This is a genomic window from Terrabacter lapilli (assembly GCF_039531305.1).
Taxonomy (GTDB): domain Bacteria; phylum Actinomycetota; class Actinomycetes; order Actinomycetales; family Dermatophilaceae; genus Terrabacter; species Terrabacter lapilli.
The window spans coordinates 111,890-126,493 of the sequence record NZ_BAAAPU010000007.1; the positions used below are offsets into that span (position 1 = coordinate 111,890).

The 14,604-nt window shown below is 69.1% G+C and carries 16 protein-coding genes; 6 read left to right on the forward strand and 10 right to left on the reverse strand.

The features are described from left to right. Positions 1-142 precede the first annotated feature (142 nt). The 4 genes from ABD241_RS08370 to ABD241_RS08385 all read right to left on the reverse strand — a co-directional run bounded on the left by ABD241_RS08370 (position 143) and on the right by ABD241_RS08385 (position 4,199). Entirely contained in the window at positions 143-925 is a 783-nt protein-coding gene (locus tag ABD241_RS08370; protein ID WP_344060479.1) for an alpha/beta fold hydrolase, read from the reverse strand. 104 nt (positions 926-1,029) lie between these two features. Further along, entirely contained in the window at positions 1,030-1,347 is a 318-nt protein-coding gene (locus ABD241_RS08375) for a hypothetical protein (RefSeq protein ID WP_344060482.1), read from the reverse strand. 344 nt (positions 1,348-1,691) lie between these two features. After that, positions 1,692-3,002, reverse strand: coding sequence for a C4-dicarboxylate transporter DctA (gene dctA / locus ABD241_RS08380; RefSeq protein WP_344060485.1), 1,311 nt, complete (start codon positions 3,000-3,002; stop codon positions 1,692-1,694). 63 nt (positions 3,003-3,065) lie between these two features. Continuing rightward, the gene (locus tag ABD241_RS08385) at positions 3,066-4,199 is read right to left on the reverse strand and encodes a PrpF domain-containing protein (RefSeq protein WP_344060488.1); all 1,134 of its coding nucleotides are present in this window, start codon (positions 4,197-4,199) and stop codon (positions 3,066-3,068) included. Between the two features lie 119 nt (positions 4,200-4,318). Here ABD241_RS08385 and ABD241_RS08390 point away from each other — a divergent pair, with 119 nt between their 5' ends. Then, positions 4,319-5,230, forward strand: coding sequence for a LysR family transcriptional regulator (locus tag ABD241_RS08390; protein ID WP_344060491.1), 912 nt, complete (start codon positions 4,319-4,321; stop codon positions 5,228-5,230). 211 nt (positions 5,231-5,441) lie between these two features. On the opposite strand, the gene ABD241_RS08395 is transcribed toward ABD241_RS08390, so the two are convergent. From ABD241_RS08395 to ABD241_RS08410, 4 genes are all read right to left on the reverse strand, one after another. Continuing rightward, a complete protein-coding gene (locus ABD241_RS08395; protein ID WP_344060494.1) occupies positions 5,442-5,960 on the reverse strand; it encodes a DinB family protein in 519 nt (172 codons plus the stop codon). Positions 5,961-6,142: 182 nt separating this feature from the next. After that, positions 6,143-6,964 carry a hypothetical protein gene (locus tag ABD241_RS08400; protein WP_344060497.1) on the reverse strand — a complete coding sequence of 274 codons (822 nt, stop codon included), beginning with the start codon at positions 6,962-6,964 and terminating at the stop codon, positions 6,143-6,145. Between the two features lie 2 nt (positions 6,965-6,966). After that, positions 6,967-7,479: a SigE family RNA polymerase sigma factor gene (locus tag ABD241_RS08405; protein ID WP_344060500.1), complete on the reverse strand. Its 513-nt coding sequence runs from the start codon at positions 7,477-7,479 to the stop codon at positions 6,967-6,969. Between the two features lie 513 nt (positions 7,480-7,992). Then, positions 7,993-8,703, reverse strand: a complete 711-nt coding sequence (locus ABD241_RS08410) for a flavodoxin family protein (protein ID WP_344060504.1) — start codon at positions 8,701-8,703, stop codon at positions 7,993-7,995. Between the two features lie 355 nt (positions 8,704-9,058). Here ABD241_RS08410 and ABD241_RS08415 point away from each other — a divergent pair, with 355 nt between their 5' ends. From ABD241_RS08415 to ABD241_RS08425, 3 genes are all read left to right on the forward strand, one after another. After that, the gene (locus ABD241_RS08415) at positions 9,059-10,111 is read left to right on the forward strand and encodes a lactonase family protein (protein ID WP_344063453.1); all 1,053 of its coding nucleotides are present in this window, start codon (positions 9,059-9,061) and stop codon (positions 10,109-10,111) included. A 124-nt stretch (positions 10,112-10,235) separates the two neighbouring features. Beyond that, the gene (locus tag ABD241_RS08420; protein WP_344063456.1) at positions 10,236-10,913 is read left to right on the forward strand and encodes a response regulator transcription factor; all 678 of its coding nucleotides are present in this window, start codon (positions 10,236-10,238) and stop codon (positions 10,911-10,913) included. Next, positions 10,910-12,022 (forward strand): sensor histidine kinase, encoded by a 1,113-nt coding sequence (locus ABD241_RS08425; RefSeq protein WP_344060507.1) that lies wholly within the window; start codon positions 10,910-10,912, stop codon positions 12,020-12,022. The genes ABD241_RS08420 and ABD241_RS08425 overlap by 4 nt, the downstream gene beginning before the upstream one ends. A gap of 180 nt (positions 12,023-12,202) precedes the next feature. Here the strand turns inward: ABD241_RS08425 and ABD241_RS08430 are convergent, their stop codons facing one another. Beyond that, positions 12,203-12,637, reverse strand: coding sequence for an SRPBCC family protein (locus ABD241_RS08430; RefSeq protein WP_344060509.1), 435 nt, complete (start codon positions 12,635-12,637; stop codon positions 12,203-12,205). Positions 12,638-12,928: 291 nt separating this feature from the next. On the opposite strand from ABD241_RS08430, the gene ABD241_RS08435 reads away from it, so the two are divergent. Both ABD241_RS08435 and ABD241_RS08440 read left to right on the forward strand, forming a co-directional pair. Continuing rightward, positions 12,929-13,801 (forward strand): alpha/beta fold hydrolase, encoded by an 873-nt coding sequence (locus ABD241_RS08435; protein ID WP_344060512.1) that lies wholly within the window; start codon positions 12,929-12,931, stop codon positions 13,799-13,801. A gap of 150 nt (positions 13,802-13,951) precedes the next feature. Next, the gene (locus ABD241_RS08440; RefSeq protein ID WP_344060515.1) at positions 13,952-14,107 is read left to right on the forward strand and encodes a VOC family protein; all 156 of its coding nucleotides are present in this window, start codon (positions 13,952-13,954) and stop codon (positions 14,105-14,107) included. Between the two features lie 49 nt (positions 14,108-14,156). On the opposite strand, the gene ABD241_RS08445 is transcribed toward ABD241_RS08440, so the two are convergent. Continuing rightward, on the reverse strand, positions 14,157-14,480 hold the full coding sequence (locus ABD241_RS08445) for a DUF309 domain-containing protein (RefSeq protein WP_344060517.1): 324 nt from the start codon (positions 14,478-14,480) through the stop codon (positions 14,157-14,159). Positions 14,481-14,604 lie beyond the last annotated feature (124 nt).

A 14,604-nucleotide genomic window follows, 5' to 3' on the forward strand; every position in this document is an offset into this window, starting at 1 on the left:
GGGGTGGCTACCCGCCGCCAGTCGGCGCACCCGAGATGCGGGTCATGGGTACTCGCGAACGTCGCCGCGATCGCAGCCTGATGCCGCCTCAGCCCTTCCGCCCGAGACGAGTGCTGTTGTCGACCGGGGGGAGGCGCGAACCTCAGTCGGTGTTCTCCAGGATCAGTCGGATCGCCTCGTTCGGTGCGTCCCACTGCGGAAAGTGGCCACACCGCTCGAACCAGTGCAGCTCCGCGTCGGGAAACAGCTCTGTGGCACGTGCGGCCTGTTTCGGCAGTGTCACCCGGTCACGCCGCCCCCACCCGATCGTGACCCGGCCAGGCACGGTGCCCACGGGGGCGCCTTGTTGCTTGGGCCCCTTGGTCAGAGCGTCCATCGCGGCGCCAGTCGACGGGGCGTCGGCCAGGCCGGCCACGTCGGGCAGGCAGGTCTCACGCGAGAGCGCCCATGGTCGCGCCGACAACTGTGCCAGCAGCAACGTCCGCCCCGCGGGCGTGCCGAGCAGCGAGGGCAACATGCCGCGCAGCGCTCGGACCAGAGTGATCGAAGGCCGCAGCGTGGCGCCGAACACGGCGAGCTCGCGGTCGCTCCAGAAACCGCCCGGGTCCAGAGCCACGGTGTCGCCGCCGACTCCCCGCCGGGCGAGCTCGAGCACGATCCGTCCACCCATCGACTGCCCGGCAGTCGCGACCCCGTCCAAACCCTGTTCACAAATGAAGTCCGCGACGGAGTCGGTCAGGGACGCGATCGAGACCTCGCCCGTCAACGAAGGGGTATCACCGAATCCCGGCAGGTCGACAGCGATGACCTCCCGGCGCTCCGCAAGTTGCTCGATGATCGGGGCCCACGACCGCCATCCCGCGCCCAGACCGTGCACGAGCAACAGCGGCCTGCCGCGTCCCCGTCGAATGTAGTTGAGCGTCACACTCGCGACGCTATCTCACGCGGATCCCCGCGTTGCCGAGGCAGTCGCGCCCCTGGTGAGCACCGCTCGCATCCAGCCGCAGCCCACCGCGCTGGCCGGGAGTGTCAGTCGGCAGCTTCGGAGTTGAAGGCGCGTGGTGTCATGACCGCGGCTGGCTCGAACTCGACCGGCGTGGGTTGAGGGCCGTCCATGGTCAGGCCGGCCCGTGACATGGCCTTCGGGAACACGTCGCGGTTGAAGGCATCCAGCTGGTCCTTTGACTCCCACACCTCGGTCAGGTCGAAGCCCTGCTCCGTCGGATAGGCGAGGTGCACCAGGAGCCCCTCGCCTCCACCGCCCTCGGCCAAGGTGTCGAGCACGGCCTTGTGCATGGCCAGGTAGGCGTCGATGGGCGCCGGGAAGTGGAGCACGTATCCGTACATCGCCAACCTCCATCTCGTCCTTCGATGGGACGGCACAGGTTCGGCACCTGTCAAGCGTCATGACAGTCGAGTGCCAGCTGGGCCACCAGTGGGACTGTCGTCGGTGACGAGGTGTGACGCATCGTCCACGTGGGAGAACTCGCAGCGCACGGCATACCGCCCCGGGCTGCGCCAGGCGAGCGTCGCGGACAGCGCGTCGTCGACGGCATTCCTTGTCGGAGAGGCTTGCTCCGCCCTCGTATGCCGTGTGGCCTGGCATGGCATGGAGGCGAGGACGCCATCGCCCCCGTCCCGCGACGGACGTGTCACGGGACGGGGCGGGCAGCGCACCGCTGGGGCGCGCCTCAGTGGGTGAGCACGGCGGCCGCCAGTGCGCGCCGCTCGGCCGGCGACGGGTCGAACCCGGAGGACAGCTCGGCCCGCAAGGTCTGGGTGTCCAGGGCTCCCTGCCACCGTGCCACCGCGATGCAGCAGACGATGTTGCAGATGGTGCTCGTCAGCGCACGGGCCTCGCTCATGAAGCGGTCGATGCCGACGATGAGCGCGACTCCCGCGACGGGCACGTTCGGCATGACGGTGAGGGTGGCGACGAGGGCGACGAACCCGCTGCCGGTGACGCCGGCGGCGCCCTTGGAGGTCAGGAGCATCATGCCGACCATCAGCAGGATCTGGCTCCACCCCAGGTGGATGTCGCAGGCCTGGGCGATGAACATGGACGCCAAGGTGAGGTAGACGGCCGTGCCCGTGAGGTTGAAGGAGTAGCCGGTCGGCACGACCAGCCCGACCACCCCACGGTCGCAGCCGAGTCGCTCGAGCTTGGAGAGCAGGCGGGGAAGCACCGGCTCGCTGGACGAGGTGGCCAGCACGATGAGGATCTCGTCACGGAAGTACTTGAGCACCTGCAGCAGGCTGAAGCCGGTGATCTTCGCGACCGTGCCCAGGCCGACGAGGACGAAGACGAGGCACGCTGCGTAGAACGCGAGGATGAGCATCCCGAGGTTCCCGATCGAGTGGGCCCCGTACTTGCCGACGGTGAACGCCATCGCGCCGAACGCGCCGATCGGAGCGACCTTCATGAGGTAGCCGAAGACGACGAAGAGCACTCGGTTGAAGCTGGTGATGACATCGAGGGCGACCTGCCCGGCGCTACCGAGCTTGGTGAAGGCGAAGCCGCACAGGGTCGCGATGAGCAGCACCGGCAGGATCGCCCCGTCCGCGAAGGCGCCGACGAAGGTGGTGGGGATGAGCCCGAGGAGGAAGTCGGCGACGCTGTTGTGGCTTGCCTCGGTCGAGTACTTGGCCGTGACGCTCGCGTCGAGGTGGGCCGGGTCGACGTGCATGCCGGTGCCCGGGTGCAGGAGCAGGACCGCGGCGAGGCCGAGCGCGAGGGCCAGGGCCGTGAGGGCGTAGAAGAGGCCGAGCGAGCGTAGGAGGGTGGGGCCCACGCGCTTGACGTCGGACATCGAGGTGATGCCGCTGACGATGGTGCCGAAGACGATCGGGGCGATCATGAACCTGACCAGCTTGACGAACGCGTCGCCCAGTGGCTTGAGGTGGGTGCCCAGGTCTGGCCACAAGGCTCCGACGAGGATTCCGAGCGCGACACCGATGAGGACCTGCACGTACAGGTGCCCGAGGATGGTTTTGATCTTCATTGAAAAAACTTCCTGGGTCGGCCCCGCTCTGGTGAGAGGGCATGGTCATTGAAGCGGTGTTGCTCACGCCACGGTTCGAGCGACCTCGATGTGGGCGGTGGCGAGCTGACGGGCGGCGCGGTCGAGGACGACTTCCGCGACGTCTCCGGCCGGGTCCGTGACGAGCTCGGTCGTGACCACGCCTGCCGGCGTGCCGATCCGGAGCCGATGGCCGTGGTCGGATGTCGACTGCGGCAGGAGGGTACCTGCGACGACCGAACCGGTGACGCCGGCGGCGGCAGAGACCGCCACGGCAGAGGTCAGGCCGATCGCGGGATGCGGCGCCATCATCGAGAGCATTCGCACCCGCACGTCGTGGCTGTCCTCGGGGACGACGGTTCCGTCCGAGGCGGTGTAGGTGCCTGGGGGCGCGACGAGGCCGACTTTGGGGATCGCGTTCTCCGGAGGAGCGCTGGGGGGTCGGAGCCCCATGGCCACTCCCGCTGCCGCGCGGACCTCGAGCAGCAGGGGAAGCGCTTGCGTCAAGCTGTCCGTCATCGAGGACAGGTCCATTCCTAGGTCGGCCGCCCGCACGAAGACAGCCGGTGCTCCGGCGTCGACCATCGTGGCTGGCAGCGACAGACCTCCGGCCGTGACGGTGAGCCGGTCGGCGGCCAAGCCGGTCGGGAGCAGGCTGCCGGTCGACTGCCCCCACGGGGCGTGGAACGACAGGCGCACCGGGACGCCCGGGGCGGCGCTGCCCGGAACCCGTGCCTGGCCGGACGTCGGGACCCGTCGGAGCGGCGTCGCGATGGTCCCCGTGAGGACCGCTCCGGTGTTGAGGTTGCGCATCCTGACGCGGGTGGCCATCTCCCCGGCGGGCACGATGCCGGCCCCCACGGCATACAGGGCGATGGCCGTGGCGCAGTTGCCGCAGTTGGAGCCCAGCTCGACGGCGGTGTCACCGATGCCCACCTGCGCGAAGAGGTAGTCGACGTCCGCCGGTCCGTCCGGCGTCGCGGTGATGATGGCGGCCTTCGAGGTCGTCGAGGTGCCGCCACCGACTCCGTCGAGCTGGCGTGCGTCGGCAGCGCCGAACGCATCGGCCAACAGCTGGAGCATCTCCTCGTGGGTGCTCGCGTGGCGGGCGACGTCGTCGGCATCGAAGAGCCAGCACTTGCTCGTCCCGCCTCGATACCAGTGACCGCGAAGCTGCATGGTCGCCTCCTCTCTCAGAGGGGCCCGCATCGGCCCCGCTGCGCCAACGATCCCGATCCAGAGGCTTCAGGACAATCAGAGAAAAGTTGAGGAGCGTCGACTTTTGCTAAAGTCGACGCATGCTCGACCTCGACCTCCGACGGCTCCGGTTATTGCGCGAAGTCAGCCGGCTCGGTTCGCTCACGGCCGCTGCGGCTGAGCTGTCCTTCACCACCTCGGCCGTGTCCCAGCAGGTGACGAAACTCGAGCACGAGATGGGGGTGGCGCTACTCGAGCGGCACCCGCGCGGGGCCGTGCTGACCGAGGCCGGGCGGGCACTGCTCCGCTACGCCGACGACATCGACCGGATCATCGAGGCCGCTCGTGCCGAGATGGACGAGTTTGCCGGGTTGCGCCGCGGCCAGCTGCGCATTGGCACCTTCCCCACCGTGGGTGCCTCGCTCATGCCCGACGTCGTGCTGGCCTTCCGTGCCCGCCACCCCGAGGTGACCGTCACCGTCGTCAGCGCCCGGCGCGCCGGCCTCGTGGACCGGCTGAAGCGTCGCGACATCGAGCTGACGCTGCTGTGGGACTACCCGTGGCAGCGGATCAAGGACGAGGAGCTGACCACCATCACGCTGATGAGCGACCCGACGCTCCTGCTCCTGCCTCGCGAGCACAAGCTCGCCCACGCCCCCGCCGTACGCGCAGAGGCCCTCCAGGACGAGCACTGGATCGTCCGCGATGAGCACCCGGTCGCCGACGTCCTTCGCCGCGTCTGCAGGGCCGCGGGATTCGAACCCAGCGTCGCGTTCGCGGCGAACGACTACCAGGAGACCCAGGGCATGGTCGCGGCCGGCATCGGGATCGCCCTCGCTCCCCAGCTGGCCCTGAGCGCTCTGCGCCCCGACGTGGTCGCCGTTCCGCTGGAGAACGCACCCAGCCGCAGGATCCTGCTGGCCCATCTCACCGGTCGACACCTCAGCCCGTCAGCCCAACAGGCGACGGAGGTATGCCGATCCATCGCGAGTGCGCACCTGGCGAGTACGTGACGCTCCGGCAACGGCTCGAAGCGTGTACGCGGGCGGTACTGCTCGTGCGGTCGCGAGGCGGCGCTGACCGGCAAATCCGGTAGACCGGTAGACCTACGAATCCCTGTACGTGAGCGGCCCCAGCAAAGTGCCCTGGACGTGGTCGGTCTTTTCGCCGCCTGTCAGCGCAGGCGTTTCATCGCAGCGGGATCGCCAGCCCTTGACCCTCCCCCTAACGCGGACCCCGGCCGGTCGCGCCGTCAAGGAGTTCGCGCGCTGCATCAAGGTGGCCGGCGTGACGTGCAGTCTCCTCGATCATGTGCAGGGCCACCCAGCGCACATCGGTGATGGGCTCCTCGGGCCAGTGGAGCCCGTGCTCGCCCAGCAGCGCCGCGTCCAGGTCCCGCGACTGCAGGACCTCGTTCGAGATCTCGCACTGACGGCGGTACTGCCGGATCACCGCGGCGCCCGAATGTTCGGTGGTGAACGGCGCTTCCGGGTCGTAGGGCGGGTCGTCGATGCCGTCATCCCACGTCACCTGCGGTCGAGTCCCCATGACGACCCATTGGAACCACATCGCTTCGGCGCTGGCCAAGTGCCGAACAAGTCCGAGGGGCGTCCAGCCGGACGGAAGCACCGGCGTGTTCAGCTGCGACTCGTCAAGACCGTCGACAACCGCCAGCACGGCGTTCCGCTGCTGGTCGAGAAAGTACTGCAGCCGATCACGCTCGCTGATCACCAAATCACTCACGCGCTGAACAGTAAGCTCGACCAGCGACACGCTCAACGCCAATCCACAGGGCCCGCCCACCACCTCTTCCGAGCGGCACTAACCACCGCAAGCCGCCCGACGATCTCGGGTCGACCGCTTCCGCGGAAGGCGGCCTGGGCTTTTCGGACCCGTCGGCACCCTTCGATTGCCGACGGACTCGTTCAGCGGGAGGTCAAAGGCGCGAGGCCCGGATCGCTGAGCATGGCTCCGAGCTGGGCGGGAGTGACGGTCACGGAGGGCAGCGTTGTGCGACTCGGCCCGTAGGTCGGCACGACGTAGCCGGACACCCACGCGCCTGAGCTGTTCTTGACGTAGTAATCCGCCGCGGACGGATCCTGGTTCTCGTAGACGTACTGCACCTTGGTGGCCTTGACCGTACCGAGCATCACCGTCTGGCAGCGGAGCTTCACGTTGGGGTTCGGTGGGCGCATCGTGCACACGAATGGGTCACGCCAGACCTGGACGCGGGCGGTCCCGACGGCGGACTGACCCGGTTCGTGCCAGCGGACGCTCAACTCCACGCTCGTCAGCCCCCTGCCGTCGTAGCCCCAGCCGAGCTGGGTGCTCCCCAGATCCGTCGCGTCGAGGTGGCGGCCGTCGGGGTCGAGGTGGCGCAGGGCCGCGACCAAGCTGGCACGGGTGCCCAGGCTCGGTTCCGGCTCGGTAGCAGCGCCAGAGGGCGTGGTCGGGGCCGGCGCGAGCCCGCCGCCGGCGGGCAGCAGGGAGGAAACGGTGACCGCCGATCGGGAGGCGGCGGCCGGCGCATCGGAGCGGTTCGCGGCAGCGCCGTGCAACAGGGACGAGCCCACGGCGAAAGCGCAGACGACCGTCCCGGCGGCCACGAGCCCGCCGAGGCCGGCGCGAATCCGCTGTCGGTGCAGGTTTCGAACGCCGCGTGCGATGTCGTCGGTGACCGGGGTTGAGGGCGGTGGGGCCTGGTCACCCAAGGAGGTCAGTCGGTCGATGAGCTGCTGTTCGTTCATGGTCATCCCCTTTTCGTCAAGAGAGGCTGTTCGAGGGCGGACCGAAGGCGCTCGAGCGCGTCGGAGGTCTGGCTCTTGACCGTCCCCGGAGAGATCGACAGGGTCTCTGCGGTTTCGTTGACCGACAGCCCCCAGTAGTGCCGCAGCACGACGACGACCCGCTGGCCAGGAGACAAGCCACGCAACGCCTGCCACAGCTCATCGGTTTCCTCGAGCGCCACCGGCGCCTGGGCCACCCGGTCGAGCAGCTCATCGCGCGTGCTGCGTTCGCGTCGTCGGTGCGGGCGCCGAACCTCGTCGAGGTGGGCGTTGACGATGACCTTGCGTACGTAGGCATCGACCTGCCCAACTGCGATGACGCGTGGCCACGCCACGTACAGCTTGGCCAGAGCCGTCTGCACCAGGTCCTCGGCCTCGTGCGGGTCACCGCACACCAGAAACGCCGTGCGGTAGAGCCTCGGCCTGCGCGCCGTCACGTAAGCGGCAAAGCCAGCGTCCCGCTCGTCGCGCTTCATAGATCGTCTCCCCTGTTCGTGTCACCTCTACAACGGCGAGGACCCGTGAAGGGTTGGGTGCCGATCCTGATCCGTCTCGCCGTTCAGCCCACGCGGTACAGCGAAGGCCGAGCAGCCAAGCGGGCGCGACCGCAACGGGACCCCCTGGAACATGGCTTCACACAAAGGGCCTTGCCCAGTCTCGGTGGCAGCGGCAACCTACCTGCTTGGGCGGCGCGAGGGTCGCTCGTGGTTCCACACACTGCCGAGCACGTCGGGACCGTCCCGATGCGTGGTGCGGGCGGCCAGGACCTTCTGCTCGACCTCGTTGCTGGTTCTGGTGGGCGTCGTGTGCGGGCGCGAGGAGCGGTGACCAGGCCGGCCTCGCCCTCGCTGGCGCACCGGTCGATCCAGGTCTTGACGCCCTTTGCGGGAGACGCCCATCGCTGCCGCGATGTGCGCTTGGCCGGGTACACCTAGCGCACGAGTGGTTCAACCCAGCGCGGGCCAAGCAAGGTGGGCCGTGAATACGCGTCAGCGGTACTCGGGGTTGTGCCAACCGAAGTGCTCTCCCTCGTTCCAGGCAGAACGCTGGTTGCCGTAGCCGGGCACTCCGCCGGCGGCCTGCAGCATCCGCCCGAGGTGCATGAGGTTCCACGTCATGAACGTGGTGTTGCGGTTGGTGAAGTCGTTCTCCGGGCCCCCGCTACCCGGGTCGAGGTAGCTCGGTCCCGGACCAGCCTCGCCGATCCAGCCGGCGTCAGCGTTCGGCGGGATCGTGTACCCGATGTGCTGCAGGCTGTACAGGACGTTCTGGGCACAGTGCTTGATGCCGTCCTCGTTGCCGGTGATGAGGCACCCGGCGACGCGCCCGTAGAAGAGGTACTGGCCCTTGTCGTTGAGGAGGCCGCTCAGGGAGTACATCCGCTCGATGAAGCGCTTCGTGACACTCGAGTTGTCGCCGAGCCAGATCGGGCCGGCCACCACGAGGATCTGGCTCTCGAGGATGCCTGGGTAGATCTCCGGCCAGGCGTCGGTGTCCCAGCCGTGCTGGCGCATGTCCGGATGGACCCCGGTGGCCACGTCGTGGTCGACGAAGCGCACCTCATCGACCGAGACCCCGTGGTCGCGCATGATGGCTGCGCTCGCGTCGACGAGGCCCTGTGTGTGGCTCAGCTCCGGGCTCTTCTTGAGCGTGCAGTTCACGAAGGTGGCCTTGAGGCCGGTGAAGTCCCAGTCGGTCATGCCACGACTGTCCCCCATCGGGTTCTCCAGCCGCAGCGGTTTCGGGCCGTCGGAAGGGTCCGGCGATTCAGTGCGAGCAGGTTGAACTCCGGTCGCCATGCCACGAAAGAAGAGCGCTACCGGGCGAGGTCGGCGGCCGTCAACGCCGTCGATGCATCGCGGCTCCGGATGAGCCGCACGGTGGCGACGTTAGGTTCCGTGCGGAACCTGCTTTCACATGTCTTACGGAGCCCTTACCGAGGGCGCCGCGATGGCGGTGATGGCCCGCAGCGATGGTTGATTCGGTCATCGGCAAGATCACGCCACGCGAAAGGTCGACGTCATGAACACCCCCCGGTCCACCCGCACACCACTCATGGCCATCGCAGCAGCAGGAGTGCTGCTCGTAGGAGCTGCCGGGGGCGCCTCGGCTCACGAGAGAGGCGTCGTGGGACACGTCTACGAAGCCACCAACGCGGCGACTGGAAACGCGATCACCGTCCTGGACCGCGCCGCTGACGGCTCGCTTCACAGGGTCGGCAGCGTCTCGACGGGCGGGTTGGGCTCCGGCACGTCGCTGAATTCGCAGGGTGGGGTCGCCCGGGACGGCCGAATCCTGTTCGTGGTCAACGCAGGCGACGACACGCTCTCGACCTTGGCCGCGTCGGGGCACGGCCTGGTGCTGCGCGATCGGATCAGCAGCCATGGTGACTTTCCCGTCAGCGTGACCGCTCGGGATGGCATCGCGTACGTGCTCGACCAGAGCAGTGACACGATCCACGGGTTCCGCTACGACGCCTCGGGGCACCTGAAGTCCCTTCCAGGCTCGACCCGGGCCCTGACGCCGAACCCGGCCGGTGGCACGGCTGATGCGGCTCAGGTTTCCTTCACTCCTGACGGGCACAACCTGGTCGTGACGGAGAAGGCCACCAACACGATCGACACCTTCGCGGTGGTCCGCGGATACGCCGGTCGGGCCAAGGCGCACGCATCCGCCGGCACAACGCCGTACGGGTTCGACTTCGACCACCGCGGGCACGCGATCGTGTCCGAGGCAGCCACCGGCTCGGCGTCCTCGTATCGGGTCCGTCCGTTCAGGACGATCACCGCCGCACTGGGCAACGGGCAGAAGGCCGCGTGCTGGGTGGTGGTCGCTCGGGGCAACGCCTATGTCGTCAACGCCGCCAGCAACTCGATCTCCAGCTATCGGATCGCGCCCGACGGGTCCTTGACGTTGAAGTCCGCCGTCGCGGCCACCACGGGGGCCGGGCCCACTGACGCGGCCGTCTCACCCGACCAGACCTCGCTGTCCGTTCGACTCGGTGACGGCTCGGTCGCCTCGTATCGGATCGCCCGAGACGGCTCCCTCACCCCGATCGGGACGGCCGCTGCCACGGCATACGGCACCTCTGGCCTGGCTGAGGACTGAACAACCGCGGAGGTGGCCGCCCGCAGCAACGGGCGGTCACCCTCGCATGCCTTCACCGTCTCGTAAGGGGTTCACGACGCGAGGCGGGCGGAGGGCTTCTAGCGTTGACCCATGGGAGGCCGTGATGGCTAAGGTCCTCGTCGTCGACGACGACCGCACGGTGCGCGAGGTCGTCGCGACCTACCTGCGCGCCGCAGGGCACACCGCCACCGAAGCGGGGGACGGTGAAGCCGCGCTGACCATGATGCAGCGGCACCCGGCGGACCTGGTCGTGCTCGACCTGATGCTTCCAGGCCTCGGCGGGCTCGAGGTGTGTGCCCGTCTTCGAGAGACGTCGGACGTCCCCGTCATCATGCTCACGGCGCTGGGGTCCGAGACCGACCGGTTGGTGGGCTTGAGGCTGGGGGCCGACGACTACGTGACGAAGCCTTTCAGCCCGCGCGAGCTGGCGCTCCGGGTCGACTCGGTGTTGCGCCGGGTGGGTCAGCGCGACGATCGTGGGGCGGTGCTGTCCGACGCCGGTCTGGTCATCGACCCGGCCCAACGACAGGCCACCATCGATGGGGAACCTCTCGCGCTGACGTTGCGCGAGTTCGACCTGCTGTACTTCCTGATGGCGCATCCGCGGACGGTCTGGGGCCGTGAGGCCCTGCTCAAGGACGTCTGGGGCTGGTCGTTCGGGGACCAGTCGACCGTCACGGTCCATGTCCGCCGGCTCCGCGAGAAGGTCGAGGCGAACCCCACCACGCCCGTCAGGCTGGTGACGGTGTGGGGCGTCGGGTACCGCTGGGACCCGTCATGAGTGACACGCTCGCCGTGGCCCTCGTCGCCGCGGCCTGGTCCGGTGTCGCCGGGGCGCTCTGCGCGGCCGTGGCATGGCGGGTCCGGAACGCGTCCATCCGAGTGGCGCTCGGGCTGATCGCCGCCGCGGCGATCGCCGGAGTGCTGTCTGGGGTCGTGGGCACCTCTCGAGCGATGTTCCTCTCGGACCACGACCTCCGCGTCGTCATGGTCGTCTGCGCCGTCTCGGGCGTGGTGTCCATTGGCTGCGCAGCCCTGCTGTCGCGCGTCGTCCTGCGAGCGGCGCAGGAGCTGCGTGAGCTCGCCGGCAGGGTCGGCGGGAGGACGGCGGTCGCCGCGCTGGCGGACGGGCCGCGGGAACTACGCGACGTGGGAACGGAACTGACCCGCAGCCATGAGCGGCTCCAAGCCGCGCAGCAGCGCGAGCAGCACCTGGAACGATCGCGTCGTGAGCTCCTGGCATGGGTGTCGCACGATCTCCGGACGCCGCTGGCCGGCTTACGCGCGATGGCCGAGGCCCTCGTCGACGGGCTCGCCGAGGACCCGCAGCGCTACCACCAGCGCATGCTTGCGGACGTGGACCGGATGACCGTCATGGTGGACGACCTGTTCGAGCTGTCGCGCATCCACGCCGGCACGCTCCAGCTGAGCATGCAGCCAGTGGGCGTGCGCGACCTGGTCAGCGAGTCGATCGCCGGGGCAACCGAGATCGCACGTTCCCGCAACGTGACGGTCGACGGGAGCATCGACGCCGGTCTCGAGGTCAAGGCCGACCCTGGAGCGCTGTCGCGCGTCGTTGGCAACCTGGTGATGAACGCGATCCGCCACACGCCGGATGACGGTGTGGTGGTGGTGAACGGCCACCACGACGGAGCGATGGTCGAACTGTCCGTGACGGACGCCTGCGGCGGGATCGACGACTCCGACTTCGAACGCGTCTTTGACGTGGGCTGGCGTGGCGACCAAGCCAGGACCCCCGAGCCGTATGCCGGTGCCGGACTCGGGCTGGCCATCGTCAAGGGGATCGTTGAGGCTCATCGCGGCACGGTCGCCGTGGCCAACCATCTGGATGGATGCCGCTTCGTCGTGCGGCTGCCCGCCCACCCGTGAGCTTCGCCCGGGCTCACCGCCTGCTGGCGACAGAGAATCCTCGGGCGAAGCCTCTGCTCACGCCTATCGTGCTGCACTGGACTGCGTTGTCCGCAGAACCCCAGCGCCTTTCGGCGCTTCGGCGTTTCCAGTGAGCGCGCCATCTCGGGGGTCCGCCCGCGTCATGTCGCCGCGTGGGGGCTAGGTGGCAGCGTCCTCGAGCAGGCTCTTGAGCGCCTGGAGGTCCTTGCGGTTGGCGCGACGCATGGCGGCGGCCATCACCGGGGCCGCGAGCTGGCCGAAGCCTGAGGGCTCCCCCTCGTTGCGCAGCGTCATCCGGGTTCCACCGATACGGGTGTCGGCCCAGGTGTAGGTCGTCTTCATCGGGAACGGGCCCTCGGCTGTGCTCATCACGAATCGCTCGGCGTCCACCAGTTCGCGGACCTCGTAGGTGTAAGCGATGCGCCGACCCAGAAAGTGGGCGACGAAGGCGATGCGCGATCCGACGGTGGCCGGCGGTGGGGTCTCCCATTCAACGGAACTGATGTTGACGTACCAGCGCGGAGCGTTCTCAGGGTCGGACGCGAAGGCCGCAACCCGATCCCGGGCAGCATCGATCTCGATCGAGGTCTCCACGTCTACGCCCACCGTCCGAGCCTACTTGCGACCCGGCTGACGGGCACGGCTCGGCGACGCCGGTGGGCCGCCCAGCTGCGCCCGGCGCGCGGAGGCACGGCGGCAACGGGTGCTCGTGGCGGCTCGCGGCGGTGCAGCCGCGAAGGGCAAGGACGCGGCATACCGCCGCTTGTCGTGACCTGGGTGTCAGGCGCTAACGGCTTTGTCTCGTCGGCAGCGGGCGTACGTCGGACTTGGTGAGCACTGCGGGCGATGATGGTTCCTGCCCCTTCCCTGCGGCAGGAGACCGCCATGACGAACCGCATCACAGAGACGCTGCAGGTACCCGGCGCCAAGATCACCTATGACGTCCGGGGCCCGTTGCCGACGACCGGAAGACCTCCGTTGCTGATGATCGGCCAGCCCATGGACGCCCGCGGGTTCACTACCCTTGCGGCCCACTTCCCGGAGCGAACCGTGGTGACCTACGACCCGCGGGGCCTGGGCCGCAGCACCCGGAACGACGGACGCACCGACAACGACCCGGACGTGCAAGCCGAGGACCTCCATGCACTCATCGCGGCCTTGGACGCAGGACCGGTCGAGCTGTTCGCCAGCAGCGGCGGTGCAGTCACTGGCCTGGCCCTGGTCGCCGCACACCCCGAGGACGTCCGCACCCTGGTCGCGCACGAGCCCCCGCTGCTGTCCGTCCTGCCCGATGCCGAGCCGGCGCTCGCGGCGGAGCAGGCCGTCCAGCAGACGTACCGGGACAAGGGGCCCGGAGCCGGCTGGGCCCACTTCATGGCGATGAGCATGTGGCGGGGCGAGCTCACCGACGAGTACGCCGCCCAGCCCCCACCAGACCCGGGTTCGTTCGGCCTCCCAGCCGACGACGACGGCTCCCGGGACGACCCGATGCTGTCCGGGGCCTCCAACGCCGTGACCCGCTACGCACCCGACGTCGACGCCCTCAGGACGGCATCCACTCGGATCGTCATCGCGGCCGGGATCGAGTCCGCCGACACGATCACCGGGCGCGCCTCGGCGGCCGTCGCCAAGGCGCTGGGCCAGCCCCTGACGATCTTCCCCAGCAACCACGGAGGATTTCTGGGCGGCGAATACGGCCAAACCGGCGAACCCGAGGCCTTCGCTGCCAGACTCCACGACGTGCTCGACACCCGCTGAACTTCGCGCCACTGGTGGGCAACCCCCTCCGTCGCATTGCCCTTGCCACGGCCCGTCATCCGACGGGCGCTCGGAAGAGTCGCGAACAGGCGCTACCTCCTCGTCGCCGGTAACGGAGCGCCCAGCTGTTACGTCGATGACATCGACCAGGTGGTTGACGAGCTGGCCGCGGCCGGCGTCGAGCTCGTCCGCTACGACGCGTACGACCACGACGCCAGGGGGATCACCCCGCGCGCCGGTGGCGGTCGCATCGCGTGGTTCCAGGATCCTGACGGCAACACCTTCGCCATCGAGGCCGACACCTGAGCCGCACCCCGGGCTACACGCTTCCATCCGCCGCGAGCCGGGCCGAGGCTCACAGCCTCCCGACGTGATGTCGCGCCTGCTCCACGACTGCGTCCACGTCGAGCCCGTAGGCCCAACCTCCGCTCCGGGCAAAGGCGGCCAGCCGTTCCGCGGCGCGGTCGAAGAGTCGATCGGCTCCGACCTGGTTCCCGCGGGCCGCCTGGGTCATGGCAACACAGACCTGCGCCAGCCCCTGCCACAGATCCCTCTCCTCGGCCGGGCCCGCCTTCCACCGCGCCTCCAGCACCTCGTGGGCAGAGAACGGCCGTCCGGCCCTCACGAGCTGCCGGGCTGCCTCGAGGGTCTCGTCCGGAGGGAGGGGCTCCTCCGACACCGGCTCGACACCCTCAGCCCCATAGGGCAGCGGACGGCCCAAGGCGTCGCGAGGCCTTGCCTGGCGGGCGCGGCCTTCGGCGTCCCGGTCACGATCGGGCCCAGTCATACGACCAGCCTCCCAA

Bases quoted from the DNA above. Each gene is read 5' to 3' on its own strand.
- ABD241_RS08415 (WP_344063453.1), top strand. From the start codon at position 9,059: ATGGCCATCGCAGCAGCAGGAGTGCTGCTCGTAGGAGCTGCCGGGGGC.
- ABD241_RS08400 (WP_344060497.1), bottom strand. From the start codon at position 6,964: ATGAACGAACAGCAGCTCATCGACCGACTGACCTCCTTGGGTGACCAG.
- ABD241_RS08390 (WP_344060491.1), top strand. From the start codon at position 4,319: ATGCTCGACCTCGACCTCCGACGGCTCCGGTTATTGCGCGAAGTCAGC.
- ABD241_RS08385 (WP_344060488.1), bottom strand. From the start codon at position 4,199: ATGCAGCTTCGCGGTCACTGGTATCGAGGCGGGACGAGCAAGTGCTGG.
- ABD241_RS08425 (WP_344060507.1), top strand. From the start codon at position 10,910: ATGAGTGACACGCTCGCCGTGGCCCTCGTCGCCGCGGCCTGGTCCGGT.
- dctA (WP_344060485.1), bottom strand. From the start codon at position 3,002: ATGAAGATCAAAACCATCCTCGGGCACCTGTACGTGCAGGTCCTCATC.
- ABD241_RS08420 (WP_344063456.1), top strand. From the start codon at position 10,236: ATGGCTAAGGTCCTCGTCGTCGACGACGACCGCACGGTGCGCGAGGTC.
- ABD241_RS08375 (WP_344060482.1), bottom strand. From the start codon at position 1,347: ATGTACGGATACGTGCTCCACTTCCCGGCGCCCATCGACGCCTACCTG.
- ABD241_RS08405 (WP_344060500.1), bottom strand. From the start codon at position 7,479: ATGAAGCGCGACGAGCGGGACGCTGGCTTTGCCGCTTACGTGACGGCG.
- ABD241_RS08410 (WP_344060504.1), bottom strand. From the start codon at position 8,703: ATGACCGACTGGGACTTCACCGGCCTCAAGGCCACCTTCGTGAACTGC.
- ABD241_RS08435 (WP_344060512.1), top strand. From the start codon at position 12,929: ATGACGAACCGCATCACAGAGACGCTGCAGGTACCCGGCGCCAAGATC.